This window comes from Chryseobacterium sp. JJR-5R, from assembly GCF_034047335.1.
Classification (GTDB): Bacteria; Bacteroidota; Bacteroidia; order Flavobacteriales; family Weeksellaceae; genus Chryseobacterium.
This window is the reverse complement of record NZ_CP139137.1, coordinates 3,253,995-3,280,962: the sequence shown is the minus strand read 5'-3', so window position 1 is coordinate 3,280,962 and position 26,968 is coordinate 3,253,995. Positions and strand designations below refer to the sequence as shown.

The following is a 26,968-nucleotide window of genomic DNA, read 5'->3' as shown; positions in this document are numbered from 1 at the left end:
AGATTTTAATTTCTATTATATACTTTCGCCGTACTCTGGACACCCCAGATATTTACTCCGTTAGGTGCAGAACCCGCTTCCTCTTCTCTTACTACCTGTAAATTGAAGGTATACGTACCCGGAGCTAAATTGGAAATAGAATAAGCGGCCGGGAAAGTATATCTGGGCCTTCCTCCATTGACCGGAACCGACCAGGAGGTCATTGTTGTAGAACCGTAAGTGTTGGCCGATGTCCCGCTTTGTGTAATCTGAAATCTTAGTGAGCCTAAGGATACGCCGGTTGGGTCAACATCTCCCCAGCCGTTAAAATTTAACGTCACGATAGACTGATTGTATCCCGGAGGTACTGTCACCGTTAAGCTGGTCCCATTCACCGTCTGATACGCAGTGCCTGCTGTTAAGGCCTGCGCAGAATTCAACGTGCCGTTAAAAGCATTGTTGGTAATCTTCCAGCTGGTATCCGGAATCGTATTTACCGCAAGATCAAGATCCCAGCCGTTGGTTGCGTTGGCGGTAAATATCCCCAGTACGCCGGGAGATAAAATATATGTATTGTTGGCCGTATTGCTTCCCCCCAGCCGTATGGTCTGGCCGATGGCTGCTGATAAAGTAAGATTGGACGTGGAACTGTTGTTCTTTACAAAGTATTTTCTTCCCCTGAAATCTGATGCAGAGCCATCCGCAGTAGACATTTGAGGCAGGCTCAGCGTTGATGAGGAGGTTCCTGCAAATGACACATGGTAGTCTGCAGAGGACAAAGAGGTATTGGCTGTGATTTCACGGTAGCTTCCTTCCAATGATCCTCTGAAGTCCAGCGTGCTTGAAGGGGTATTGGTATTTATTCCAACTTGTGCATTTGTGATGGAAATAATACCCAAGAACGGCAGGAGTAGTAATTTTTTTCTCATTTTAATTATTGTTTTAAAGATTGGTTATAAGGCAATCTGTCTATTTTATGAAACAGTTCGGTTATAGCAAAGGGCAAAATTTAATTTCTGCTGTATACTTCCGCGGTGCTTCGGATTCCCCAGACAACAACTTCATTCGGAGCGGCACCCGCTTCCCCTTCTCTTACAACCTGTAAATTGAAGGTATACGTTCCCGGGGCTAAATTGGAAATAGAGTAGGCGGCCGGAAAAGTATATCGGTAGTAGCCTCCGGAATTAATAGGGGATAACCAGGAAGTCATCGTGGTTGAAGTATAGGTGGCAGAGGAAGTTCCGGTCTGAGCGATTTGGAATCTCAATGAACCCATTGAAACGCCTGAATAGAAGGTATGGCCCCATCCGTTAAAATTAAGCGTTACAATAGACTGGTTGTATCCTGCGGGTACAGTAACCGTGACACTGCTCCCGTTGATGACCTGGTAGGTACTGCCGGTGGCTATAGGCTGCGCTGAATTCAGGGTGCCGTTGAAAGCATTATTCGTAATCTTCCAGCTGGTATCCGGAATCGTATTTACCGCAAGGTCAAGATCCCAGCCGTTGGTTGCGTTGGCGGTAAATATCCCCAGTACACCGGGAGATAAAATATATGTATTGTTTGCCGCATTGCTTCCTCCAGTCCGTATGGTCTGCCCGGAAGCCGCCGCCAAAGTAAGATTGGCAACAGAGCTGTTGTTTTTTACAAAATATTTTCTTCCCCTGAAATCTGATGCAGAACCATCCGCAGTAGACATTTGCGGCAAAGTTACCGTTGAGGCAGATGTTCCGGCGAATGAAACATGGTAATCTGCAGCAGACAAAGAACTGTTGGCAGTAATTTCGCGGTAGCTGCCTTCCAGTGACCCTGAAATGTCGAGCGTACTTGAGGGGATGTTATTATTAATCCCTACTTGGGCATTCGTGAAGGAAATCATTCCTAATAATGAAAACAATAAAGCTTTTTTCATAAAAATTTTTGATTGCTATAAAAATAGCAAAAAATATCACACATGGTTATAATTATATAAAAAATATTTTTCTGACAAGCTCACCTGATCCCCGTCTTCGTTAAGTCTTTTCAAGAGAAATTTGCGGATTCTTTCGTCATCTTCTGCTAAAAGTATTTAATGTTTGAGATGATGAATTTTTAGATTAATTGGTGGTTTTATGAGATTTTAAAGATTATGGATAATTTTCTTTTAACAGATTCCATTTACCATATTTGTATTGATATAGAATATCTATTCTATTAAGCTCTTCCCCGTCAATCCCGATAATAATTTTCACATTATAAACATTAGAATATCCACTCACAACAGGAAATATACTCATATCCAATTGAAGAAAATCTTCGGCAATCATTCTATCTTTTTGAAGATGAATTTTTAAATTTTCAGTATGTTTTCGATGAGAAGAGTAATGAAACTCTTTTTTAATATTATTTAAATCCTGATAAATTCCAATAAAGGAAGGTTTAATATCAAATCTTTTTAAATAATTATTCTCATCACTCATATTTTGCTCAAAAGACAGAAATGGCTGTCCCATTAAAGGAATAATTACTTTATCATCAAAGAATTTTTCAATTATTAGATAGTTAAATTTTTTCCAAACCTTTTTAAAAACTTTGTTTTGAATATCCTTCTCGTAGTGTTTGCACTTAAAATGAAAATCATTTCCACATACAGAATTTACCGTCCTAAAATCGGGGTTGAAAATTAGTATTTTCCGATTGTTAGACTTTAATATTTGTAATTCTTTTAGTTTAAAAATTTCGTAAAAAAGTGTTTCAAAATTTAATTTATTTAGCTCTTTGGACTGTACTTCATAATTAGCTTTTTCTCTCTCATAAATTTTGTGACATTCAATTTTTGTATTTTTCAAAATTACAACATCCTCAATTTCAGAATTAACTACAGAATCTTTTTCCTGTGCTTGAAAGCACAGACAATTTAATAAAAATAAAAAAGAAAATATGAATTTCATCTGCGAACAGGTTTACAAATTAAAATCTAAAAACTCATTTAGAATCGTTTTTGAGATTTGATAATCCGTATCAAACTAAAATTTATAAAAACTAAATATATTGATTATATAATAAATATAACCAATTACTTTTCACATTCAAAATACACTCAATAACCAACAGCCTGCTATTGACAGCATATTTTTTCAGATATTATTCATGTCTGGTCATCACCTGCTATCTTCCTGAAACAGAAGGATTTTGTAAATTAAAAATTATAAATGGCTATATTTGTTGAAAATTTATAATTATGAAAAAATGTACTGCATTTCTGCTATTCGCTTTCATCTTATTCGCAAAGGGAATTTCAGCACAGACAGCCTCTATCCAATGGCAGAAGAACTATGGTGGAAGCTATGAAGACTCCGGGAATTCTATAGACAAAACTCCGGATGGAGGGTATATTCTGTTGGGAACCACGAGATCTCTGGACCGAGATGTAACGGGTCTGCATGGCAACCTTTATGATGTATGGGTTGTTAAAACCAACAGTACAGGAAATATACAATGGAAAAAGTGTTTTGGCGGCACAGGAACGGAGTCGGCAAAATCAGTAAAGTCTACCAGTGACGGAGGTTACATTTTTGTGGCAGATACCTACTCCAATAATGGAGACCTTACTGGGCATTACGGAAATGTATCGGTTAAAGATGCGTGGATTGTTAAGCTTGACTCTTCCGGTAATATTCAATGGCAACATCATTTTGGCGGGACTTCAGAAGATTCCGTTTCCTCTGTTGTTGAAACGCCGCAAGGATTTTTAATGGTGGGTTATACATATTCATCCGATGAAAATATACCTGCCAATAAGGGCGCTACCGATGCTTTTGCCGTATTTTATGATCAACAGGGAAATCTTCAATGGGTAAAAAATTACGGTGGTGCACTATATGATTACGCCGCTTCTGTCATGGCCGATGATAATGGATTTATTGTAGCAGGACGCTCTTCATCCGTAGACGGAGATCTTTTAAACGCCAATTATCATTTGAATGGCAGCGGAGTTCTTTATTCCGATTATTGGGTTTTTAAAATTGATTTTTCAGGAAATATGATCTGGAGCAAATATTATGGAGGTCCTGCTGAAGACTTTGCAAACTCGGTTGCAAAAACTGCAGATGGCGGATGTATTGTTGCCGGCTATGTACAGTCAAAAGGAGGAGATATTACGCTGGATAACATACATGCAGGTTTCTGGGTTGTAAAACTGGATACCAATGGCAATATGCAATGGCAAAAATCCTATGGCGGAAATAATCAGGATGTACCTAAAGAGATCAGACAGACCTCGGATGGCGGATATATAATGACAGGGGTGACCTACGGTAATGGTACATATGTGACGGGTTACCACAACGGACTTCCGGGTGACATGTGGGTTTTAAAAATTAATAACAATGGTATGCGGGAATGGGACAGGGCTTTCGGAGGTTCTCAAAAAGACAGCGGGGCAGGAATCGTTGAAGCGAATGACGGAGGCTTTGTATCGTTTGGGACTACAGCTTCCCTTAACGGCGACGGAGATGTAATCGGCAACCCTTATCAGGTTAATGATTTATGGCTGATCAAATTAAATGCAGGTGTTTTAGAGACTTCAGAGGTTTCTGCAATCCCAAATGATCAAGTGCATATTTATCCTAATCCAGCTACCGACCATTTTTATGTTAACAGTAAAAGTCCAGTTAAGCAAGTCAGTATTTATACTGCTTCAGGAAAATTAATTTCAGCTGATTCACCTGCAGATAAGCTTATCAAAACCGGAAATTTAATTCCGGGCGTTTATTTTGTGCACATTAAAACAAAAGACGGAATCAGTATCAAAAAACTTATAAAAAAATAAACCGCTTCTTTTCTGCTTTTCTATTTTGGTACTTTATTTAGAAGGGCTGCCCTCGTATAATCAGGAGTATTCATTAATACATACCTTTTTATCATTGAATATTTAATCATGCTTTGTATACGGCATAAACAACATCGATAAAAATGAGGCTGTCTGAAATTTTCAGACAGCCTCATTTTATTGTTTCGTGGCCTCTCTGGAAGCTTCTTCCAACCTTCTGGAGGCACTTCCCTAATACCGCCAGGTATCAGAATATCAGGATGGATTGAGAAAAGAATGATCGTTCCAAAACGTACATCTTGTAAAAATTAACCAAGGCAAAAATAATCAACTGATTAGGACCGGATATTTGCTACAGAGATACCCTTGACACTAGACGCATCAGGGGTCACTGTCACTATCGATTCCTGAGAATTTCCTAAAGGGGTACGACTTGAGAGCGTCCAGCTGATCAGTTCCGGGAGATTGGATCCTGGGATATCCAGGACGATGGCCAGACCAGGAATTGTCACCGGTTCCGGAGTTCCTAACGAGACTTAGCTGCAGAGCATAAAAATTAAAAATCAATCTCTAAATATGTTATTAATATTGGAGAATCTACAGGCAAAATCTCAAAAAACGATTAATCAGGTTCAGGCAGAAATATAAATCCTTCCTGTTTTAGGGGAGAGGTTTTACCATTTGAGAAGATATAAATTCCATAGTGCTATAAAATTTTATGTATTATTTTGTTTATAGTGAGAGTCGGAATTTATTGAAAATATATCCTGCTGTAATTAATTGAAACTCATTACTTATATGATGGATAGTATATTTTCCTTTAATTCATTAAGTAGGTAAAGTGTTAATACATCTTGGTATTATTTCCAAATTAAATAATTTCTATTGTTTAGTTACACTCCAGGTTCCACTGCTGCTTCCCATTTTCCAGGTTCCGGAATGGGTTTCCATATTTCCGTATAATGTGAATCCTGAATTTGGAGATGAAGTATTCTGAATATTTCCTCCATAAACATTGGTGTAATAAATATCCTGCGTAGCACTTCCCGATCTAATAACTTCTACAGAACCGCTCTTCTTTATATCGAGAATAAGACTTCCGTTTTCACTTCCCGAATAGCTTCCAATCCATCTTCCCATATAGGATGATGTTTGTGCTGCCTGCTCTTCTTTTAATCGAACATCTTCCAAAACGTGCTCGCATGAACTGGAAACTGAAGAGACAACGACAAATAACAAAAGAATTTTAATATATTTCATTTTTAATAATTTACAATTGTATTGTACAGTCATGATACTATCCGTAACATTTCCATAACAATATGCATGACGATTTTAACTCTCAAAAAAAACATTATAAAAAGCTTTCCTTTTTGCCGGTCAAACTTTTTCGTTAAATTTAACTGTTTAATTTTAATTTTATGAAAAATTAATTGGGCGAAATTCATATTCTATTTTTTCTTTATAAAAGCCCTTCAGTCCAAAGTTCCGAAACGCTAATAATAAGTGTAGCTATTTATTTAAAAGCAGTTTAATGATCATAATAACCTATTGTAATTGATAGTCTAATTATTGAGTGTGAAAAATAGTTATACCTCTTATTTTAATCTTTATATTTGTTTCACTAACTAGTTAATTATTTGCATTACTATTACAGACATTAAACGTAATGAGTTGGACCAAATAATAACTAGAATATGGTAATAATCTTTATGGAAAAACAATTTTTACTAGGTGCGTTTTCTCTATTAACATTTTTAGGAAAAGCTCAAAGCACAAATGTTGAAAAAATATTTCCGGTGTACAAATAGGACTTTTTGGTCTTGACCTTTATAATGAAATAAGGTTCGCTGAAAAACAATCTTAAGAGCAGAAGCAAGTTTATTTCCTGCAATTTGGGGAGGCGATACGTACGGAAAAACAGGATTTGCATTGTATCCGGCCTTAACTTTGCAACTAAAATATTATTACAATATTAAGAAGAGAAGCGAAAAGGGAAAAAATATAAAGAATAATTCTGCAAATTATTTTGGATTACAGGTTCGCTATGTTCCCAATTGGTTTATTATTTCTGAAACGGAAGACGAAAACTTTTCTAATCAAAATCAAATCAACATTATTCCTACTTATGGATTTAGAAGAAATTTTGCTGAAAAATTTAATTATTAATTTAAAGCCGGTTTAGGATACGGTGCAACTTTCGGAAATGATTACAATACTTCCGGGGCAGTTTTTGATTTAAGTATTAAAATAGGATATGATTTCTAAAAAACCTGTTGTTAATGTCATAATAATTAAACCTCTCTTAAGAGGTTATTTTTTATTGATTGTTTTAAAAGCGGGCATTTTAAGATATGTTACTTTATAATTAACAATCATAAATATTTATTGCGTTTAGCAGAATTTTCTACATAAATAATCTCAAAAAACGATGACCTGAAAAGATCTCGGGATACTCTATAAATTTTATTTTATGAAACTGACACATGAACTGGAGGATGAATATGTAAAAGAAGTTCTCTACAACTATTCCTTAGAAAATCTTCCTGATGAAAAATGGGAGCAGATTGACGGTTTTGAAAATTACGAAATATCCAACTATGGAAGGGTGAAAAGCTTGAGTCGTCTTTCTCATATCTCATTAGGAAAAGAACATTGGGTCACGGAAAAGATCCGGAAGTTACTTTTTACCAAACAGTATAATAATTATCTTAAAAAGAATGTCTACAATGTGAACTGTGGATTATATTTGGATGGTCGAAAATATACAAGATCTGTTGCTCGGTTGGTCTATTATCATTTTGTTGAAAAGTTTGATATTGAGGATCGTTCTTATGTGATTTCATATAAAGATAATAACGTATTCAATAAGCATAGTAGTAATCTGGATAAAATTTCAGTCAAAGAGAAACGTCATATTACCTTTCGTACGGATCGATCAAAAAACTCGCATATTGATTACTTGAAGCCCGTTAGTCAATATACTGTAGAAGGAGCGTTTGTTGCTAGTTTTGAAAGCATATATGCAATAGAAGAAAAATTGGGAATTGCTTGCGAAAGCATTATGGATGTTATCAATAAAAAAAACCTGACAGCAGGAACATTTCGATGGTTTTTACGTGATAATCTACCGGGAAAAGAGGATTTTTACATGGTCAGGACTTCAGATATCTCAAATGGTTTACTTAATAAATATCTTTGGGAGAAGCTCGGCAGGCCCAAGATTGATAAAAAGAATCCACCGCCTTGTTTTAATTTATCAGTTAAGGATATTCTTGGAGAGTACTGGGTTCCAGTTCCAATTCCCGGTTTTGAATCTCGATTCGTCATATCTAATAAAGGCAGGGTAAAACGCTTAAGTGGGTGGATTACAAAAGGAAGGGTTATGTTTTTGCAGGAAAAAGTATTATCCCAAAAATTGATTATAAATAATGAAAGAACGTATTCTCTATCCTGTACATTAAGTAATGAAGGAAAATATGTTAAGGTTGTAATGAGTAAATTGCTCTATTTCTGTTTTGTAGAAAAGTTTGATTTATCAGATAGAAATTTGATGATTGTAAATCAGAGTAATCCTTTGTGGAATATTGATCTGTCAAAACTCTCACTGCATCCGGCTAATTATGTGCTGAAAAAAAAAGTATAGAAATTGTGACAGACCTGACTTTCATTCCAGGTATAAGAAATAAAATCTCACAAAACGATAATTTATTCAATTGAAAAGCGGTATCGAATTTCGTGGCGAAATATTTAGACTAAATGGAGAGATTGCAGTCAATTTTTATAGATAAGATGTAATAATCCCTGTTTGATAATTGTCTTAAATTTAAATCATATAAACTAAAATGTATGTTTTATGCCAAAAATCAAATTAATTTTTAAACTAGGATCTAAAGAAAAATTATTACTAATTTTTCTATTTAGCTTTTCCTTCGCACAAAGTTTTGCGCAAACATTTGAAGTAAGTTATTCCCCGTCAGTATATGATGATAACTTTACGGGAAATGTAATTGTTTACCTCTCGAAATATAATCAAGAACCAAAAAATGGCGCTATTGGAGTTGATCTATTTCCCTGTTTTCGAAAATCAGTTAAAAATCTAAAAGCTGGAGATTCTTTTCTAATCGGCGATGATGCAGTTTCTTACCCTAAAACTCTTTCAGACATTGAGCGCGGAGAGTATTATGTACAAATTGTTTGGGACAGAAATCTTGGTGGAAGGCAGATTTCAGAAAGTGCCGGGAATTTATTTAGTAAAAGTAGAAAGATAATATTGACCAAAAATTATTCTGAAATCATTAAAATTAGCGCTACAGAAATTGTTCCGGCAAAAACTTTTACCAGTACCCAGTATGTGAAAGAACTGAAAGTGCCATCTGTTTTACTGAGCAATTTTCAAAGAACACCAATGACAGTAGATGCCGCGGTGGTTTTACCTGTAGAATATTTTACAGAACCAAACAGCAAGTTCCCTGTTTTATTTACAATTTTTGGCTATGGAGCAGATTATCATTACTTTTCCGGAAGTAATCTACCAACGACCCCACTTGAAAATATTCCTGTTATAAAAGTTTTTCTGGATGGCAATTGCAAATTAGGACATTCTGTGTATGCTAACAGCGATAATAACGGACCTTGGGGAGAAGCTTTAGTAAAAGAATTTATACCCATTTTGGAAAAGAGCTATAGATGTAATGGTGCAAGACTGCTTACCGGTCATAGCAGTGGCGGTTGGTCTTCCTTATGGCTTCAGACCCATTACCCAAAGATATTTGCTGCTTGTTTCGCCAGTTCGCCAGATCCTGTAAATTTCGAAAATTTTCAAAAAATAAATTTATACAGTGATGTAAATATGTTTTATGAAAATGATCTCACCCCGAGGTTATTATCTTCAGTTGCAGGAAATATTCCCTGGATGAAAATGAAAGATATTTTTCAAATCGAAAATGTAATTTATCGCGGCGAGCAACTCAATTCTTTTAATTCTGTTTTTAGTAAGAAAGGGAGAGATGGATCGCCTGAAAGATTGTGTGATCCAATCACAGGAAATATTGATAAGTCTGTATTTGCAAACTGGAAAAAATATGATATTGCTGCCTTTTTAAAGGAAAACTGGACATCTTTAAAGAATGATTTAGACGGTAAAGTAAGGGTTGCAGTGGGTAATCAAGACAATTTCTTTTTAGATAAATCTGTTTACGCTTTAGAAACGGAAATGAAAAAACTGAATTCAAATTTTAAATTTGCTTACTATCCCGGAGATCATTTTACAGCATCTACTCCGGAATACAGAAAAGACGGAAATATATTTTTAAAGGAAAAATATCTGGAATGGCTTAAAAAATATCCTCAAAAGTAATCAAAATCAAGGTGTTTCGCCTTTTGTTGATATTCATCAAAATAATCAAATCCCATAATGGATGTTAAAGCTGATAACAATAAGTATTTTTGTCATCATGTTTTTAAATTGTGCGAACTTCTCACAACCCACTTCCTGTATTGATAACAGTACTTATGATCTCATTGATATTACTGCGTTTTATTCTTTCGTCATGACGGATGACCCATATTTAGACAATCTGAGTGCAACGTTAAATAATAAAAATAGAGGATTGAAGTTTTATAAAAATGGTTATAGATTACTAATTATCCCTATACTAAAAATGCAGTAAATACTGTATAAAAAACGCAGTTGTCAAAATATTATACCGCCACGTACAGTGTAATCTTTCCTAAAAACCGGATCATTTAAAAATATAGTTTTTAAATTTGGAAGACAATGAAAAACAGTAAATTTTCAGAAGTTCAGATCATTAAGATTTTATCTGATCAAAATCAAGGGAAAACGGTGAACGAGATTTGCCGGGAACACGGTATCAGCTAACCCACATTTTATAAATGGAAGAGCAAATATGGCGGTTTGGATGTTGGGCAACTCTCGAAGATGAAAGAACTTAAAAAGGAACTTTCTCAACACAAAAAAAACGTAGCGGAACTTACTCTTGAAAATGTGGTGATGAAAGATGTAATCTCTGGTTCGTGGATTTTTTCCTGTTCGGGTGTAAGTTTTAAATTGACATTCCCTGGAAAGCTACCTTCCCCAAATTCTTCGTACTCTTTGCGCCATTTGTAAAGTAGTGTGACTGCGATTCCCAGTTCTCGTGCGAGTTCTGAGATATTACTCCGCTCATTGCTCAAGTGAACGGCTTTGGTCTCAAAAGCAGGATCGTAGGTTTTTCGCTCTCGTTTCATAAAGTAAAATTAAGGTTTTATGCTTAACTTTTACTGGACGCTAAATTAGTAGATCCACTATTTTCCTGAATATAATCATGGTTTGATACAGATTGATAGGAACTCAAAATATAAATGACGTAAATTACAGATTTGATGAAATCGTAACCTTTAATAATGATGGTAAAATTCTTCAAACAGATGATTTCACAAATCAAGAACAACTTTTAAAACCCTGCTAAAACAATGGGAAGAATGAAGTTTCTGTCAGTTCAGATTAACCGGGCTGTCATAAATTTTTAGGCTGCAAAAGGTACAGAGATTTACACAGCAAATTTTCATCAGATGTCCGTTTTGTAAAAGCAAGCGCCGAAAAATGTAAACATTTCAACGCTTACTTAAGCAGTCAACTCTGGAGGTCATCAATATCCAGAGTTTCTTATTCAGATTATAAAAACGAACTATTGTGCCCGTTTTCTTTCCTCTTCACTGGCAGTGGTACGGGTTCTGGAAGCCGCCACATTTTTACCCAAGCGGTACAGCAGGCTGAAGGTGACAAACCGGCTTTCCACTTGGTGGAAGAAGCTGCTTTGCTGGTCCTGGTAATTGATCTTCACAAAATTATTATTGGTGTTGAAGATATCGCTTACGGCCAGCCGAAGGGTACCCTTTCCGCCGAAAGCATTCATCCTGATCCCTGCATCCACCTGCGAATTGGAACGGGCTCTGTAAATCCCCTGAATTCCGGGCCCGTTGTAGGTTCCGTTGATTTCCGCTTTTAATCCTTTTTCTTTATTAATGGTAAAAGACTGGCTCAGCGTACCGGAAAATGAAGGAAGGTGATAATCATAAGATCCGGATAAATATGCAGACTTTTCCCTTTGCAGATAGAAATCTGCCAATACATTGATGTCCCACCACGATGCAGGCTGGAAAGGTGCTGATAAACGGAGGCCTGCGATTACGCTTAATCCCAGATTGGCCTGCGTGCCGTAATAGATCTTGGTCTGGTTATCCTGCACATTGATATTGGTGAAAACATCATGGGTAAGGGTATAATAAGCCGTCACATTATATTTCTGTTTATACGTATAGCCTAATTCAACATTGTGGACAAAAGCCGGCTGCAGCGCAGGGTTGCCGACATACACACTGTAAGGCGACGAAAACCGTTTTGCCGGATTCAGGCGGCTGTATTCCGGGCGCTCGATACGGTAGGCATAATTAAGCTGGAACTCATGATCGTCATTCAGTTTGTACTGAACGAATAAAGTAGGGAACAGTTTAAAATAATTCCTTTTGTTCATCTGATTAAGGGTGATGGAATAACCGTTGGTACGGGTCAGCTCACCACGCAGGCCTCCCTGCAGAATCCATTTTCCCAGAGTTCCCGATACGCTGGTATAGACCGCTGCGGTATGTTCCCGGTATTTAAAATGATTATTATTGGCTTCCACAGCGGTGAATACTGATCCGTCACGGTTAAAATAGTCAAATATATTGGTGCTTTGGGTGCTGCTGTACCTGATGCCCGAGCTTACATCCATGCCTTTGCCGGTTTTAAAATGATAATCGGCTTTTCCCGAAAAAATCCCGATCTGCTGTGAACTGGGTGTATAGATATGGAAGGCATTGGCAGTCCGGGTTCCGTCAGGGAGAAATGAAGCATTATCCGCAAAAGATTTGATGCCGGTCCGGTAAGGTGAGTAATCCACATCGATATTCAGGCTGCTTTTTGCGGAATCAAGCTTCAGGTTATAATTGAGATTATAAGTATACTGATTCCCGAATGTGGAAGCATAATTGTCTGTATTCAGAATAGAATCCAGCTTCATGGCCTGATCGGTAATCCGGGTTACGGGATGCCCTTCAGATCCGCCTTTCCTGTTGTTTCCGGTGATAAGGAACCCTAAGACCTGGTTATCGGCAACCTGATAATCTATACCCAGACGGTATGCATGGTTGTCAGAGTCAACAGCAGTGCGGTTCATGCCGCTCCATAACGAGTTCCCGTAATTGATGAAAATATTGTGGTCCTGAAAATTATGGCGGTGGATAAAGCCATAGCTTCCGTAAACATTCCATCTGTTTTTGCGATAGTTAAAGGTGGCATTCCCGGTATAGCCGGTGTAGGTGCCCTGAGTCAGGCCGCTGTTCAGGCTTAGGTTAAAGCCTTGTTTTTTGGATTTTTTAGTTAAGATATTAATTACCGAAGCCCCTTCCGCATCAAACCGGGCAGGCGGATTAGAGAAAATCTCAATTTGGGCTACCTGGTCAGACGGCATTCCCTGGAGATAATGAGACAGGTCGTCCCCGGATAGCTGTAACGGTTTGCCATCCAGATAAATCCGGACATTTTTACGGTTGGCAGTCACCGAATTGTCCGTGCCCACCTGAACGCCAGGTGTTTTGGTCAGGGCTTCCCAGGCACTTCCGCCGGAAGCCGTAATGCTGTTTTCCACATTAAAGCTGACGCGGTCGATCTTCCTTTCAATCAGCGGTTTTCGTTGTGTGATGGTAACTTCCTGCAATACATGCTCGCTTTTCTTCATGGTGATCACCAACACCAACTGTTCTTCCGGAACCTGTACAGCCATTTCTACAGGCTGGTATCCCGTTAGTGTTGCTGTCAGTGTATAGCTTCCGGGATCCGGCAGGCTCATACTGAAATTTCCCAGATCGGAAAAGGCAGACGCCACTTGTTTATGATCCTTTAATAAAGTTACCGTTACGGCATCCAGCAGGTGGCCTTCGGCATCTTTTACTTTCCCTTTCAATAAGATCTGCGCCTGTGTAATTCCTGAAACAAGCATCAGGATAAATAAAATGGTATTTTTCATACCGCAAACCTACTGCAAGCCTATGTTAAGGCCGGTTAAGCGAGGTTAAATATCATAAACCAAGGTTAATTAAGGTTAAATCTTAAAACAGAATTATTTTAAATGCATAATTATGATGAAATTAGCATCATGAAATGGCTTTCAAACCGGTATACCTATCCGCTCGTAGCGCTTGCGATCATCGCCAGCATCGGCCTTCAGTCGGCATGGCTGATCCAGCTGTTCCGTGCCCAGCAGGTTCAGGTAAAACGGGATCTGGACCAGGCCGTGGAGAATGCTGCGCGGATGAGCGAATACCTCAGCATCGCCCCCGGGCACGAAAACAAGAATAACTTCCGGAATTTTTTCCTGTCAACGGAATGGCTGCAGTTCAAGCAGGCGTATACCGGGATGCATCATCTGGGCATCTCCAGCCGTTTTGAATCTGATATTAAGGATGACAGCACCCGGATCAGTATCACTTTGCGCATCGCCAATCAAAGGTCCGGACGAAGCAAAGCCAGGGTGATCTCCATGTTTGACGATGGGGAAACCATAGAATCCATCAAGGCGGCTGACAAAAAAGATCTCCGGCGGATGGACAGCTTGGTCAGGCTGGAATGCCGGCGCCAAAACATTCAGGTAAAAGGTTTTCATCTTTTGTACGATTATAAAACCGGCAAGCCTGAATCTAAGGAAATCTGGGCCCGCGCCCGGACTGCGGATTATCAAAGCAGGCATTTCGGGTATAACCTTAATTTTTTCATCCATACGTATCAGTTCGTGGTGCCCTCCATTACCGAAGTGGTCCTTTACCGGATGCGGTATTATCTGGTTTCTTCGCTGCTGATGATCCTGCTTACAGGGCTGGCCTTTTGGTTCCTCTTCAAAGTAATGCGGAGCCAGCGGCTGTATACGGATGCACGGCTCGCCTTTACCGGTAACATGACCCATGAGTTGAAAACCCCTGTAGCGGTCATTGAAGCAGCATTGGATGCCATTACCCGGTACCAGCTGATGAATGACCCGGTAAAACTGGAAAATTACATCACCATCAGCAAGTCTGAAATCAAACGACTGAACCTGATGATTGATAAAGTCCTGAACCTGGAACAGCTGGACAACGGGGAAATTAACCTGCGGCCTGAGCTCTATGACGTACAGCAGGGACTTGAAAGCGTAGTATCCTCTATGCGTCTTCGCAATACCGCGAAAAATGTTATCATTCATTATTTCCCGTCTGAAGAACCCTGTTTTGTGGATGGAGACCCTATGCATCTAACGAATGTCTTTTATAATCTGATCGATAACGGAATCAAATACAGCGGCCCTGAAGCATTGATCACACTTACCTGCGAGCCGGCCGATGACCGTATCATTGTCACGGTTCAGGATAACGGGCCCGGGATTCCTAAAATGTATCATAACCGTATTTTTGAACGCTTTTTCAGGATTCCCGAAAATCTGGATATCCATACGGTGAAGGGCACGGGACTGGGTCTTCATTATGTGAAACAGATCATTATGAAACACGGGGGTAATATCACGGTGTCCGGGGAGCCGGGAACCGGAAGTTTATTTATTATTAATTTGCCTGCATACCATGAAATATAAAGTACTTTATGCCGAGGATGAACCTACCCTGGCGGAAATTATCAGCGACGGCCTTAAAAGCAGCGGCTATGATGTTGAAGTGGCCTCAGACGGGCAGACGGCCCTGCAGCTTTTTGAATCCGGAACACCGGATATATGTGTCCTGGACATTATGATGCCCGTAAAAGACGGGTACACCCTTGCAGAAGATATCCGCAGGCTGAACAGTACAGTCCCTATTATTTTTCTGAGCGCAAAATCCTTGAGTGAAGATGTGATAAAAGGATTTGGAAGCGGAGGTAACGATTACCTTAAAAAACCATTTAATATGGGAGAATTACTGGTGCGTATGGAAGCTTTACTGACGCGTTTCGGAAATCCTTCATTACAGTATGCACCATCATCCAACCGGAAGATATTCGGGAACTGTACCCTGGATACGGTAAGCCAGGAATTAATCACGCCCGAGGGGCAGTACAGGATTTCATACAAGGAAACAGCAATTCTGGAAATGCTGCTGGAACACCGCAACACTTTATTATACAAACAGGAAACCCTGATTAAAATCTGGGGAGATGACAGCTACTATAATGCCCGGAGCATGGATGTCTTCATGTCCCACCTGCGAAAAATGCTTAAGGATGACCCGAAGGTAGAGCTGATGAGCATCAGAGGAGCCGGTTACAAACTGATCTTCTAATATTTTAAGCACTGGCCAATAGTCTGTTCTCAATCGACTGTACATTCATTTTAGGTAAGCTGACTGCTTTCCGATAATCTTCTTTTTTCGGTACTACCTTATGATTTTAATCTCTCAATGCCCATCCTTTGGCTGCTAAGCAGATCAGTCAGGTGTTTTTTTATTTTCTTCCGATTTTGAAGCGGTCAGCATGCTGTATTGGATTCCGTGTCTTTATCGATTTCAAAAGAATTTTTCCTTCATCCAGGGCAATGATCAGTTTAGTAAAAATCATAAGCCACCATCTGTACATTTGCCTGAGCCTTTTATTTCAGGATCAGAGATCATAATAAAGTAATAATATTTGCAGTAAAATATTTTATTTTCGATAAGTTTGACTTAATTATTTTTCATCATGAATTAAAATGAATACTGAGCTGTAATAACCATCACTATATTTTATGTTTTTGAAACCATTGAATGAGAGCCGCAGGCTGCGCTATTTTAGTTTTTTCTATCTGTATGTGATGCAGGGCATTCCTGCAGGTTTTGCGACAACGGCAATTTGCAATTATCTTGCCGGACAAGGAATACAGTCCCAGATTATCGGAACTTTTGCAGCGATAGTGGGGATACCCTGGATTATTCAGATTATTTGGGGCCCGATTATAGACCGTTACCAATATTCTGTTATTGGACATCGGAAGCAATGGCTCGTCCTTACGCAGGCAGTGGCAGGTATGGCATCATTATCTCTTCTGTTGGTGGATGATCCGATAAAAGAAATAAGTTTACTGACCATTGTTTTTTTTATTCACAGCGTTTTCGCTTCAATACAGGATGCCAGCGCAGATGCGATCGCAATTGATGTTACCCCTGAGAATGAACGCGGAAGAGTGAATGCTTTTATGAGGGGAGGTTTTTTAATAGGTTATGCCGTGGGATCGGCTGCCCTGTCATGGATGATGCATACGCATGGTTACCATGCAGCAGTTGGGCTGCAGTCTTTTATTTTAATCGTATTAACTGTCGTTACCTACATAATAAAACTTGATAAAAAAGATTCGTTATTACCCTCTTTTAAGAAAAAAGAAAGCGATACAATGATCGGTACTAAAGATTCTGAATCAAATCCGTCATTACGCCTGTTGTTTACGGAATTATATAAAGGCGTTACGGCCAGGCAAAATTTCTCCCTTTTCTGTATAATTCTTTTAGTGTATATGCTGATCAGTTTTTTTATCGGAGGATATTCATATTACATTATTCACGACCTCCATTGGTCAGATAAAGAAGTTTCTATATTACAAGGAGCTTGGGGCAGCATCTTAACATTGCTGATCATATTTATAGGAGGTGTCCTTTCTGATTATATAGGATCTTCAAAATTAATGCGCATGGTAATGTTGGGCATCGGCTGCTACCTGATTATCATGAACAGCCTTTTTTCTTTCTGGCATAGTAAAGCTTTAACAACTTCCGGTCTCATACTGTGGAATTTTGCGGATCCCCTGTTCAGCGTAGCTACATTTCCTTTATTAATGAATATGTGCCGGCTTAAGGTGCAGGGCTCACAATTTACAGCCTATATGGCATTAATTAATTTCAGCGGCATTGTGGGAGGGTATGCCATAGGCTGGGCACAGACTTTTGTAAAAGTCTATTGGTTGGGGTTATTCAGTGGAATTGTAATTATAACAGCCTTAATTTATTTGCAAATCAAAAATAAACATTCTGTACTGTAAAATTTAAGGAAAAAATACACGAGCCACTCATTTAAGAAGAGATAGCCTGGAATAAATAACAATCTCAAAAAACGATAAATCAATACTTTAAAAGAGGCGGTGAGTAAAAGATAGATTGAAAAAAAATTATATACATATTTTCAGTTCCTGTATCCACGATCAACTATGATAGATAACAAAAGCCAAAGCCGTTTCAAATGAAGCAGCTTTCTTTAAACCTGAATTAAATGATATATCCTTTAAATGACCTTAAAGGAAAATGCTGCTTAATATTACAATTGATTAATATATTGAATGGTTTCATTCAGAAGATTGCATGATACTATGATAAATTTCGGCAGATCTGCAACAGAGGATCATGTACCGGCAAATTATCTTATATTTACATCCTGAGTTTAATAGAACAGCCATGCTTCCGTATCCATTACCAATACTACTATCAATGAAATTTTACACGAAACCGATTATACCCTACAGGAAAGCAATTCTTCAACTATGCCTATTCGCTTTTTTGATGTTCACCAGCATAGAATTTGTGTATGCCCAGGAAAACAAATTATTTAACCCGGCGGCTGCCAAACCGCAGTTAGGCTTACCACAAACCAAAGTGATGGTGCTGGGAATTTCTCATCTTGATGCCGCTTCCGGCAAATTCCAGGTAGCCTGGCTGGAACCTCTCTTATGCCGCCTGCGCGCTTATAATCCCCAGGTTATTCTCACTGAAGCATTGCCCGGCGAACAAGTGATGGGACTTGATGCGTATGCAGCCTACCACGGTGATGCAGGCAAGTATGCAGGTCCCACCCTGGAAATGGCAAAGACAGCCCAGACAGAACTTTGTATGAGTGCAGCTCAGGCGTTAGTAAAAGCCGACAGCTTAGCCCAAAAAAAAGAGCTGAACCCGATTCAGCGGAGATACTTAGCGGCTTTGTTTGTAGCTGCTGCCGAACCTTTCTCTGCCACTGTCCAGTGGATGCGTCTGGGTACCGCTGACCGGATAGCCCAGGACGGTATTTCACCCTCGCTGGTTAAGCGTCTGAATCGATTTGCCGAGCTTCGCAGTGAATTGTCATCCATTGCGGCCCGCCTGGCTGCCGATATTCGTCTGGAGCGTGTATATGGAGCAGGTGACCATGCCAGCGATGTAGTGCTGCCTGATCATACCGACATGCAAAATGCCGTAAATGCAGAACCGGGTCTTAAAGACTTATTCAACCATAATACAGCGGCCTTTCACGCCATGCCGGAAGACACTATGAAACTTGGGTCCGCTTCCCAGGTGATGCCTGTGCTCAAATGGAAGAATTCATCCCGTTTTGCCGAGCTGGATGCCGATGCGCAGTGGTTTTCAATGCTTCGAAGCGTCAGGATGGGCCGTGTCGGCCGTCAGCGTGTTGCGGCATGGGAAGCTCAGAATTTACAAATGGCAGTAGCGATACGGGAAGCAACCGCTCCGATTGCGGGAGGCCGTGCTTTACTGGTAGTGGGTGCAGCTCATAAACCATTTATTGAAGCTTACTTAAGGATGTTTACAGATATTGAGGTGGTTTCAGTGCCTGACCTGCTTGATTCAGTTCCGGCCGGGTGTTCTTATTGATCTGCAGCAAATGCTTCACCGGCTTTTCCTTATACTTATTATCTGATGGTAATTTTTAAGAAGAAAAAAAAAGCAAAATAGACAGATCAGAACTTTGGTGTTCTTATTCATTATACGCTGAATGATGAAAAAATCTGCATAGCCATATGAGGTTGTCTTGCTTTTCATCCTGTACGATGAAGATATAGGTAGAATAAGTGGCATTTTATTTGAACACAGAGTTTCCGCAGAATATTTTGTTCAAAACCTGAATAATATTTTCCGTTTATGTAAGATATTTTTAATCACTGGGCATTTGCCATCATATAATTCTCAAAGGCATGGCCCCTATTTTGTCTTATCTATTAAGATGCAGCCAAACAATGCATAAATATGAATAAAAATATAAGAATTGCAGTTGTAGGTGCAGGCGTGTCAGGCCTTTATATGGCTAAGCTGTTACTGGATAAAGGTTATGCGGTAACAGTTTTTGAAGCTAAAAACTGCATCGGCGGCAGAATCAAAACGGGCATAATGGAAGATCAGGTTATAGATCTTGGAGGGCACTGGATACATAAAACAGGTGAATCATCAAACGCTCTGCTTTCGGTCATAGACCAATCCCAAGAACCTTATTCGATAGATGATGATGATACTTATATAACAAAAATGGGAGCCGGAGACAGAAAGGTTCTAGGCAGGCCCTTCATTGTTGAACAGTTTATTCAACATGTAAAAGAGAATGACTTTAAAGCGGATCAGCCTCTTATAAAAACCGTCACGGAATTTTCCCGAAGCAGTGTACTTCTTGACTTTATAAATTCTTCCATAGCAGACCACGGGTCTTCATGCCATGTTTTTTCAACGGTGAAATTTAAAGAATTGATTTCTTCTGAAAGCACCGAACATCATGAACTTGAAAACAAAACAATGTCAGAATTTATTCATGAGTACTTTTCCGTAATTCCCAGGGAATCCATATTACTTTCCACACCTGTGCTTGCAGTGGAGTATGAGCATAATAAAGTTAGTGTAATAACAGAAACTACGGAACTCCAGTTCAATAAGGTTATTATAAGCGTTCCGATCTCTCAGCTTAAGAATAATAAAATCAGATTTAATCCTCCGCTGCCGGAGAGAAAATTAAGTGCATTTCAAAAAATCGGCATGGGCTATGGAGTTAAAATGTTTTTGTTTTTCAAAAGCAGCATCCTTCCTGAGGTCACTTTCAATCGAAAGTTTGCACCCTATTATATTCAGAAGAAGATGGGTGCTCAATATGTTGTCATATCGCTTATCATGGGTGAATTTATGAATTCTTACACCAAAAATAAGGAGGAGCACACAAAATGTATTCTAAGGGAACTTTCTGAAATCAGCGGCAAGGAGGTGGATTTGTTTTTGGAGAACTCGATTTTTTATGACTGGACCGAAGAACCTTTTATTGAAGGGACCTACAGTTATCCGGTTGCAGGTATCGGCTCTGCGCGTGAAATTGCTTCAGAACCTGTTCAGGACACCGTCTTTTTTATTGGAGAAGCAATGAATACGGAATCTGCTCATGCTTCGATAAACGGAGCTATGGACACATCATATCGTCTTGGCTTACAATTCTGAGGCAGATTGTCTTTTCACATAATCATTCAAAAACAAACACAATGGTTTGGTGGATCTGATGATTTTGCCGCTCTTTTCAATTTAAGAGGCAGTCAGCTAAAAAAAAGATGATGGTCATTCATTCTGTATTTTTCAAAAAACAACATGATGGCTGTTAAAATCTGGCAATGAAAAAATATTCACGGCCTGGCTTACAGATTCAGCAATCATTTCAATATAATTCTTATCCAGTTCATCCGAATATCTAAATAGAAAGGCTCATAATTTACAGGCAGTGGATTGTCACAGAGATATTTGAAGATTAACGGATTTATTCTGAATGTCAGATGAAAGTGGCTTTAACAAAATAATTTGTCAGCCTTATGATAAAAAAGTATTTTAGTCGTATGAAAATTTATACAAAGACAGGAGATAAAGGCCAGACTGCCCTGTATGGCGGGACGAGGGTTTCAAAAGCCAGCGCAAGGGTAGACAGCTACGGCAATATAGACGAGTTAAATTCATTTATCGGAATTGCCAAAAGCCACATCGAAGATGAAGAAGTACTGAAACAACTTAAGAAAATCCAGTTCGATTTATTTACCGTAGGGTCCGAGGCTGCCACACCCGTTGATAAACTGATGCTGGCCAATGGGAAATCCCGCCTCCCGCTGATCATTTCCGATACCGAAATTGAAGCACTGGAAAACTGGATGGACGCTTTTGAAGAACAGCTGGAGCCGTTGCAGTATTTTATTTTGCCGGGCGGAGGAAAAGCGGCAACGTTTTTACACGCTGCCAGAACCATCTGCAGAAGGGCGGAGCGATCGCTGGTCTTCTTAAATGAATCAGAAGAAGTGCGTCCTGAGCTGATTAAATATTTAAACCGACTGTCAGACTATCTGTTTGTCCTGGCAAGGTACATTTCAAAAATCAACAGCGAACCGGAAGAATACTGGAACCCGAATGAAAGATAAAGATAAAGTACTGCTGTTCATCAACGGAGATCCTCCGAAATCCTTTCCTGATGTGGAACATTACGGCTTGATTGCCTGTACGGACGGTGCTTTTCACTACCTGAAAAACTTAGGATTTCCTTTGGATAAGCTTGATTTCATTTCCGGGGATTTTGATTCGCATTCCGGGAAAGATGAAGATGTGTATGCCGAAAAATTCATCTATACGCCGGACCAGGATAAAACAGATTTCCAGAAAGCCCTGGAAATTATCGCTGAAAAAGGTTTTGTACAGGTGGATGTATTGGGCGGAAGCGGGGGAGAACAGGATCATTTTTTGGGAAATCTGACGGTGGCTTATGTATTTAAGGAAAATTTAGACATCAAATTTTATGATGAGTTTTCTGAATATTACTTTCTTCCCAGAAAAATTACGGTTAAAAATACAAAAGGTAAACTCGTCTCTTTATACCCTTTTCCCATCGCTGAAAGCATCACCACACAGGGGCTGAACTGGGGGCTAACCCATGGGAATCTGAGCATTACCTCAAGAATCGGGACCCGGAATTTTGCTGTGGAAGATGAGGTATCCATTGAATATGAAAAAGGCGATCTGATTCTATTCATAGGCAGGAAATAAGTCCGGAAATTCCATAGACGGCAACAATTTGAGTAATTTCAAATCTGTGAAAACTTTAAGAAAATTTAAAACTAAAAAATCAAACTTTTTTAGCAATTTTGCATTCTTAATTCACTTGTTTAGAAATGAAAATAAAATACTCGGAACTTATTGATCAGACATTGTATTTTCCAACAGAAGAATTCAATGTTTCTGAAAACAATTTGTTGTTTCACGATATTCCCCTGATGGATGTTGTTGAAAAGTTTGGAACCCCTTTAAAGGTAAGTTACCTCCCGAAAATTTCTCAGAATATTCAAAAAGCAAAAAGCTGGTTTAAAGAAGCTTTTGAAAAGACCGAATATAAAAAGAACTACACATACTGCTATTGTACAAAATCCAGCCATTTCAATTTTGTTATTGAAGAAGCGCTGAAGAATGATATTTCCATGGAGACATCTTCTGCGTACGACATGGATATTGTAAAAGCGCTTTATAAGAAAGGGAAAGTAGACAAAAACATTGAAGTGATCTGCAACGGATTCAAAACCGATGATTATCTGGCGAAAATTTCAGATATGATCAATAGCGGCTTTGAAAATATCACGCCGATCCTGGATAACTACCGCGAGCTGGACAAGCTTACGGAAAGCATCGACACCACTTTCGATATCGGCATCCGGATTGCTTCGGAAGAAGAACCGAAATTCGAGTTTTATACCTCAAGACTGGGGATCGGGTATAAGGATATCATCCCGTATTACAGCCAGAAGATTGCGGAGCACCCGAATGCAAGGCTGAAAATGCTCCATTTCTTCATTAATACCGGGATCAAAGACACGGCTTACTACTGGAATGAACTGTACAAATGCCTCCGGGTGTATGCACGCCTTAAGAAAATTGCCCCTGAAGTCAATTCCCTGAATATCGGCGGCGGTTTCCCGATCAAGACTTCACTGCAGTTTGATTACGACTACCAGTACATGGTAGAGGAAATCGTTTCCCAGATCAAGAAATTCTGTGAGGAAGAAGGGGTGGAAGAACCGAATATCTATACTGAATTCGGGAGTTTTACAGTAGGGGAAAGCGGGGCTAACATTTATAAGATTATCTCCCAGAAACGCCAGAACGACAGGGAAAAATGGAATATGATCGATTCCTCTTTCATGACCACGCTTCCGGATACCTGGGCGATTTCCAGGCACTTCATTATGCTTCCGCTGAACCGTTGGGAGGATACCTATGAAAGGGTATTCCTGGGCGGTCTGACGTGTGATTCCGATGATTATTATAACTCCGAACAGCATACCAATGCGATTTACCTGCCGGTTTTCAGTGATACCAAGCCCTTGTATATCGGGTTTTTCCATACCGGAGCCTATCAGGAAACCATCGGCGGTTACGGCGGGGTCCATCACTGCCTGATGCCTCAGCCGAGGCACATCCTGATCCAGAAAGATGAAAACGGGGATCTGCAGTATGAAATTTTCCGTGAGAAACAGGAGCCGGAAGACGTATTGAAGCTTCTTGGGTATTAATAAATATTGGTTATTGTCATAGCGAGGAGCGAGAGGGACGAAGCAATCTCATCAATAACAAAAATCAGATTAATCGGTTTTTAACCAAAACATACAAAGCAAAAGCTTTCAGATTCTGAGAGCTTTGCCTTTAAAAATATTTTGAAATTTTATCGAGTTCAAGTTCGGGGTAATCCGAAACCACTGTATCCGCCAGCGTGTAATCCTGGTTTTTGGAATGCGGGCTCCGGTATGCCGCGCAGAAGATCTTTGCCCGGTGCGCTGCCAGGATTCCGTTGGTAGAATCTTCAATTACCATACAGTTTTCAACAGGCTGTCCGGCCATTTCAGCCGCCAGCAGGAAAACCTCAGGATGGGGTTTGGATTCCTTTAAATCGGCACCGCTTATTTTTCCGCTGAAATATTTTTCCAGTCCGAATTTTTCAAAAACCATATTGATGGTGGTCATGGTGGCTGAAGAAGCCAGGATCAGCGTAATTCCGTTTTCGTAGTAATGTTCAATAAGTTCCTTAACGCCCGGGATCAGATCGAATTCATCATCGTTATAAAAATAATCCTTGAAATAATTCCTTTTGATTTCGGCAATATCTTCATAGGTCTGGTGGAGATTGAATTCAGCAATCAGGGTTTCACAGACCCTTTTTGTGGAAGCACCGGTGAAAGAAGTGTACATCCCTTCGGAAACGGCAATTTCCAGTTTCTCAAATGTTTTAAAATAAGCTTTTCTGTGCAAAGGTTCTGTATCTACAATAACGCCATCCATATCGAACAGCACAGCTTTTAATGACATATTTTGATTTTTTTACAAAGGTAATAATTTTGGATGGAAGCACAGAAACAGGCCGGAGGTTAAAATGATCCCGCCTGACTTTTTCCAATGGTAAGAACGATAACCTTTTGGGCAGCGTAAGAGCCGGATTATGGAAGTTCAAATAATGATGCCTCGTTGTAAAGAACTTACCGCTTCTGTTTTTCTGCCCGTCCTCTTTTTCCCAACTTCTTCGTATCTTTGCCGAAATCATTTAATTTTAAATACAACATGAAAACATACGCAGGAATTCCTGAAGAAAATGCATCATTGGAAAACGCAAAGGTAATGCTGGTAACCGTTCCTTATGACGGAACCTCAACCTGGGGAAAAGGAGCAGACAAAGGTCCGCAGCTTTTCCTGGATGCCTCTGAAAACATGGAGCTTTATGATATCGAGACCCAGACTGAGCCTTATCTTGAAGGCGTATATCTGGCGGGCGAAATTTCTGAAAATGAGACGCCTGAAGCCATGACTGAAGCGGTGTATCGGAAAACAAAAGAGCTTTTAGATAATGACGGCAAACTGTTTACCCTTTTCGGAGGTGAGCACTCCGTATCTATCGGTTCCATCCGTGCGGTAGGGGAGAAATATGATAACCTGACGGTTCTTCAGTTGGATGCCCATACTGATTTGCGCCCTGAATTCCACGGGTCGACCTCCAACCATGCGTGTGCGGTTTTTGAAGCCAATCAGAAACATAACCTGGTGCAGGTGGGAATCCGTTCCATGGATGTTGAAGAAGCTGAATATCTGCCGGAAGGAAGGGTATTTTTCGCCCATGAGATCGCCAATAATGAAAACTGGGTAAATGATGTGCTGGAAAAAGTTTCAGGAAACGTGTATATTACCATTGACCTGGATGCTTTTGACCCTTCCATTGCGCCGTCAACCGGAACTCCTGAGCCGGGCGGTTTACAATGGTACCCGACCTTGGAACTGTTAAGGAAAGTATTTGAAAAATGTAATGTAGTCGCATTTGACATTGTTGAACTGATGGATTCGCCAATGGCAAAACCAAGTGCATTCCTGGCGGCAAAGCTGTATTATAAAATGCTTGCCTATTATCATATCTATAACAATAATTAAAATTCCGCAGGATCCGGATTTTTTCTGCCGTATATTCTTTGGAAATTTGTGAAACAAAAACGTATCCCATGTCTACACAGAGCCAGATAGATTATCACAGAATTTCCAGGGCAATAGCCTATATCCAAAGCAATTTTAAAATGCAGCCGGGCCTGGATGAAGTGGCGGAACAGATTAATCTGAGCCCGGCCCATTTCCAGAAGATGTTTTCTGACTGGGCAGGAACCAGCCCTAAGAAATTCCTGCAGTTCATCAGCATTGAACATGCGAAGGGTTTGTTAAAAGAAGAAAAAGCAAGCTTGTTTGATGCCGCTTATGAAACAGGCCTGTCGAGTACCAGCAGACTGTATGATCTGTTTGTCAAAATCGAAGGCATGTCTCCGGCAGAATATAAAAACGGAGGCAAGAACCTCCGTATTCAATACAGCTTTTCAGAAAGCCCTTTTGGAAACGTAATCACGGCTTCCACTGAAAAAGGGATCTGTTACATGGCTTTTGAAGATGATAAGGAAACGGCATTGGGAAATTTAAAACTTAGATTTCCCAATGCTTCTTTTTTTGAGGGACAGGATGATCTTCAGCAAAATGCACTGTCCATTTTTAATAAAGACTGGACGGAACTGAATACGGTCAGGCTCCATTTAAAAGGCACGGCTTTTCAATTGAAGGTCTGGGAAAGCCTGCTGGCCATTCCGATGGGAAAATTGTCAACCTATGGTAATTTAGCCGGGAAAATAGGGCACTCCAAAGCCTCCAGAGCTGTCGGAACAGCCATCGGCAGCAATCCTATAGCCTTTTTGATTCCGTGCCACCGGGTAATACAGTCTTCGGGAAATCTTGGGGGATATAGGTGGGGAAACGAAAGGAAACAGATGATGATCGGATGGGAAAGTTCACAAGTTTATTCTGAAAATTCTCTTTTATTTTAAC

21 protein-coding genes are annotated in these 26,968 nt (G+C 39.6%); 14 read left to right on the top strand and 7 right to left on the bottom strand.

Translation table 11 applies throughout. The features are described from left to right. Positions 1 to 5: 5 nt before the first annotated feature. The 3 genes from SD427_RS14395 to SD427_RS14385 form a co-directional block, all read right to left on the bottom strand. Positions 6 to 908 (bottom strand): hypothetical protein, encoded by a 903-nt coding sequence (locus tag SD427_RS14395; RefSeq protein ID WP_320558497.1) that lies wholly within the window; start codon positions 906 to 908, stop codon positions 6 to 8. Positions 909 to 988: 80 nt separating this feature from the next. Then, a complete protein-coding gene (locus SD427_RS14390) occupies positions 989 to 1,891 on the bottom strand; it encodes a hypothetical protein (RefSeq protein ID WP_320558496.1) in 903 nt (300 codons plus the stop codon). A gap of 214 nt (positions 1,892 to 2,105) precedes the next feature. Further along, positions 2,106 to 2,909, bottom strand: coding sequence for a hypothetical protein (locus SD427_RS14385; protein WP_320558495.1), 804 nt, complete (start codon positions 2,907 to 2,909; stop codon positions 2,106 to 2,108). A gap of 290 nt (positions 2,910 to 3,199) precedes the next feature. On the opposite strand from SD427_RS14385, the gene SD427_RS14380 reads away from it, so the two are divergent. After that, positions 3,200 to 4,789 (top strand): T9SS type A sorting domain-containing protein, encoded by a 1,590-nt coding sequence (locus SD427_RS14380; protein WP_320558494.1) that lies wholly within the window; start codon positions 3,200 to 3,202, stop codon positions 4,787 to 4,789. 882 nt (positions 4,790 to 5,671) lie between these two features. Here the strand turns inward: SD427_RS14380 and SD427_RS14375 are convergent. Next, complete coding sequence (locus SD427_RS14375; protein ID WP_320558493.1) at positions 5,672 to 6,049, bottom strand: hypothetical protein; 378 nt, start codon at positions 6,047 to 6,049, stop codon at positions 5,672 to 5,674. Positions 6,050 to 7,262: 1,213 nt separating this feature from the next. On the opposite strand from SD427_RS14375, the gene SD427_RS14370 reads away from it, so the two are divergent. The 3 genes from SD427_RS14370 (at position 7,263) to SD427_RS19100 (ending at position 10,673) form a co-directional block, all read left to right on the top strand. After that, positions 7,263 to 8,435 (top strand): NUMOD4 domain-containing protein, encoded by a 1,173-nt coding sequence (locus tag SD427_RS14370; RefSeq protein ID WP_320558492.1) that lies wholly within the window; start codon positions 7,263 to 7,265, stop codon positions 8,433 to 8,435. Positions 8,436 to 8,645: 210 nt separating this feature from the next. Then, positions 8,646 to 10,148: an alpha/beta hydrolase-fold protein gene (locus tag SD427_RS14365; protein ID WP_320558491.1), complete on the top strand. Its 1,503-nt coding sequence runs from the start codon at positions 8,646 to 8,648 to the stop codon at positions 10,146 to 10,148. Positions 10,149 to 10,568: 420 nt separating this feature from the next. Beyond that, entirely contained in the window at positions 10,569 to 10,673 is a 105-nt protein-coding gene (locus tag SD427_RS19100; RefSeq protein WP_414017692.1) for a transposase, read from the top strand. Between the two features lie 86 nt (positions 10,674 to 10,759). Here SD427_RS19100 and SD427_RS14360 read toward each other — a convergent pair whose 3' ends face one another. After that, on the bottom strand, positions 10,760 to 11,041 hold the full coding sequence (locus SD427_RS14360) for a transposase (protein ID WP_320558490.1): 282 nt from the start codon (positions 11,039 to 11,041) through the stop codon (positions 10,760 to 10,762). A gap of 440 nt (positions 11,042 to 11,481) precedes the next feature. Beyond that, on the bottom strand, positions 11,482 to 13,860 hold the full coding sequence (locus tag SD427_RS14355; protein WP_320558489.1) for an outer membrane beta-barrel family protein: 2,379 nt from the start codon (positions 13,858 to 13,860) through the stop codon (positions 11,482 to 11,484). A gap of 129 nt (positions 13,861 to 13,989) precedes the next feature. Between SD427_RS14355 and SD427_RS14350 the strand changes: the two genes are divergently transcribed. The 8 genes from SD427_RS14350 (at position 13,990) to SD427_RS14315 (ending at position 24,141) form a co-directional block, all read left to right on the top strand. Beyond that, positions 13,990 to 15,453 carry a HAMP domain-containing sensor histidine kinase gene (locus SD427_RS14350; protein WP_320558488.1) on the top strand — a complete coding sequence of 488 codons (1,464 nt, stop codon included), beginning with the start codon at positions 13,990 to 13,992 and terminating at the stop codon, positions 15,451 to 15,453. After that, positions 15,443 to 16,132 (top strand): response regulator transcription factor, encoded by a 690-nt coding sequence (locus SD427_RS14345; RefSeq protein ID WP_320558487.1) that lies wholly within the window; start codon positions 15,443 to 15,445, stop codon positions 16,130 to 16,132. The genes SD427_RS14350 and SD427_RS14345 overlap by 11 nt, the downstream gene beginning before the upstream one ends. Positions 16,133 to 16,578: 446 nt before the next feature. Continuing rightward, positions 16,579 to 17,856, top strand: coding sequence for an MFS transporter (locus SD427_RS14340; RefSeq protein ID WP_320558486.1), 1,278 nt, complete (start codon positions 16,579 to 16,581; stop codon positions 17,854 to 17,856). A 442-nt stretch (positions 17,857 to 18,298) separates the two neighbouring features. Beyond that, the gene (locus SD427_RS14335; protein WP_320558485.1) at positions 18,299 to 19,453 is read left to right on the top strand and encodes a DUF5694 domain-containing protein; all 1,155 of its coding nucleotides are present in this window, start codon (positions 18,299 to 18,301) and stop codon (positions 19,451 to 19,453) included. A gap of 372 nt (positions 19,454 to 19,825) precedes the next feature. Then, positions 19,826 to 21,049 carry an NAD(P)/FAD-dependent oxidoreductase gene (locus tag SD427_RS14330; RefSeq protein ID WP_320558484.1) on the top strand — a complete coding sequence of 408 codons (1,224 nt, stop codon included), beginning with the start codon at positions 19,826 to 19,828 and terminating at the stop codon, positions 21,047 to 21,049. Positions 21,050 to 21,435: 386 nt separating this feature from the next. Continuing rightward, positions 21,436 to 22,005: a cob(I)yrinic acid a,c-diamide adenosyltransferase gene (locus SD427_RS14325; protein ID WP_320558483.1), complete on the top strand. Its 570-nt coding sequence runs from the start codon at positions 21,436 to 21,438 to the stop codon at positions 22,003 to 22,005. Then, complete coding sequence (locus SD427_RS14320) at positions 21,995 to 22,624, top strand: thiamine diphosphokinase (RefSeq protein WP_320558482.1); 630 nt, start codon at positions 21,995 to 21,997, stop codon at positions 22,622 to 22,624. Before SD427_RS14325 ends, SD427_RS14320 begins: the two co-directional genes overlap by 11 nt. Before the next feature lie 125 nt (positions 22,625 to 22,749). Continuing rightward, on the top strand, positions 22,750 to 24,141 hold the full coding sequence (locus SD427_RS14315; protein WP_056218970.1) for an arginine decarboxylase: 1,392 nt from the start codon (positions 22,750 to 22,752) through the stop codon (positions 24,139 to 24,141). 130 nt (positions 24,142 to 24,271) lie between these two features. On the opposite strand, the gene SD427_RS14310 is transcribed toward SD427_RS14315, so the two are convergent. Further along, positions 24,272 to 24,931 (bottom strand): HAD family phosphatase, encoded by a 660-nt coding sequence (locus SD427_RS14310; RefSeq protein ID WP_320558480.1) that lies wholly within the window; start codon positions 24,929 to 24,931, stop codon positions 24,272 to 24,274. Between the two features lie 249 nt (positions 24,932 to 25,180). Here SD427_RS14310 and speB point away from each other — a divergent pair, with 249 nt between their 5' ends. Both speB and SD427_RS14300 read left to right on the top strand, forming a co-directional pair. Next, positions 25,181 to 26,038 carry an agmatinase gene (gene speB, locus SD427_RS14305; RefSeq protein WP_320558479.1) on the top strand — a complete coding sequence of 286 codons (858 nt, stop codon included), beginning with the start codon at positions 25,181 to 25,183 and terminating at the stop codon, positions 26,036 to 26,038. Positions 26,039 to 26,106: 68 nt separating this feature from the next. Continuing rightward, entirely contained in the window at positions 26,107 to 26,967 is an 861-nt protein-coding gene (locus tag SD427_RS14300; protein WP_320558478.1) for a methylated-DNA--[protein]-cysteine S-methyltransferase, read from the top strand. The last annotated feature ends 1 nt before the right edge of the window (position 26,968 follow it).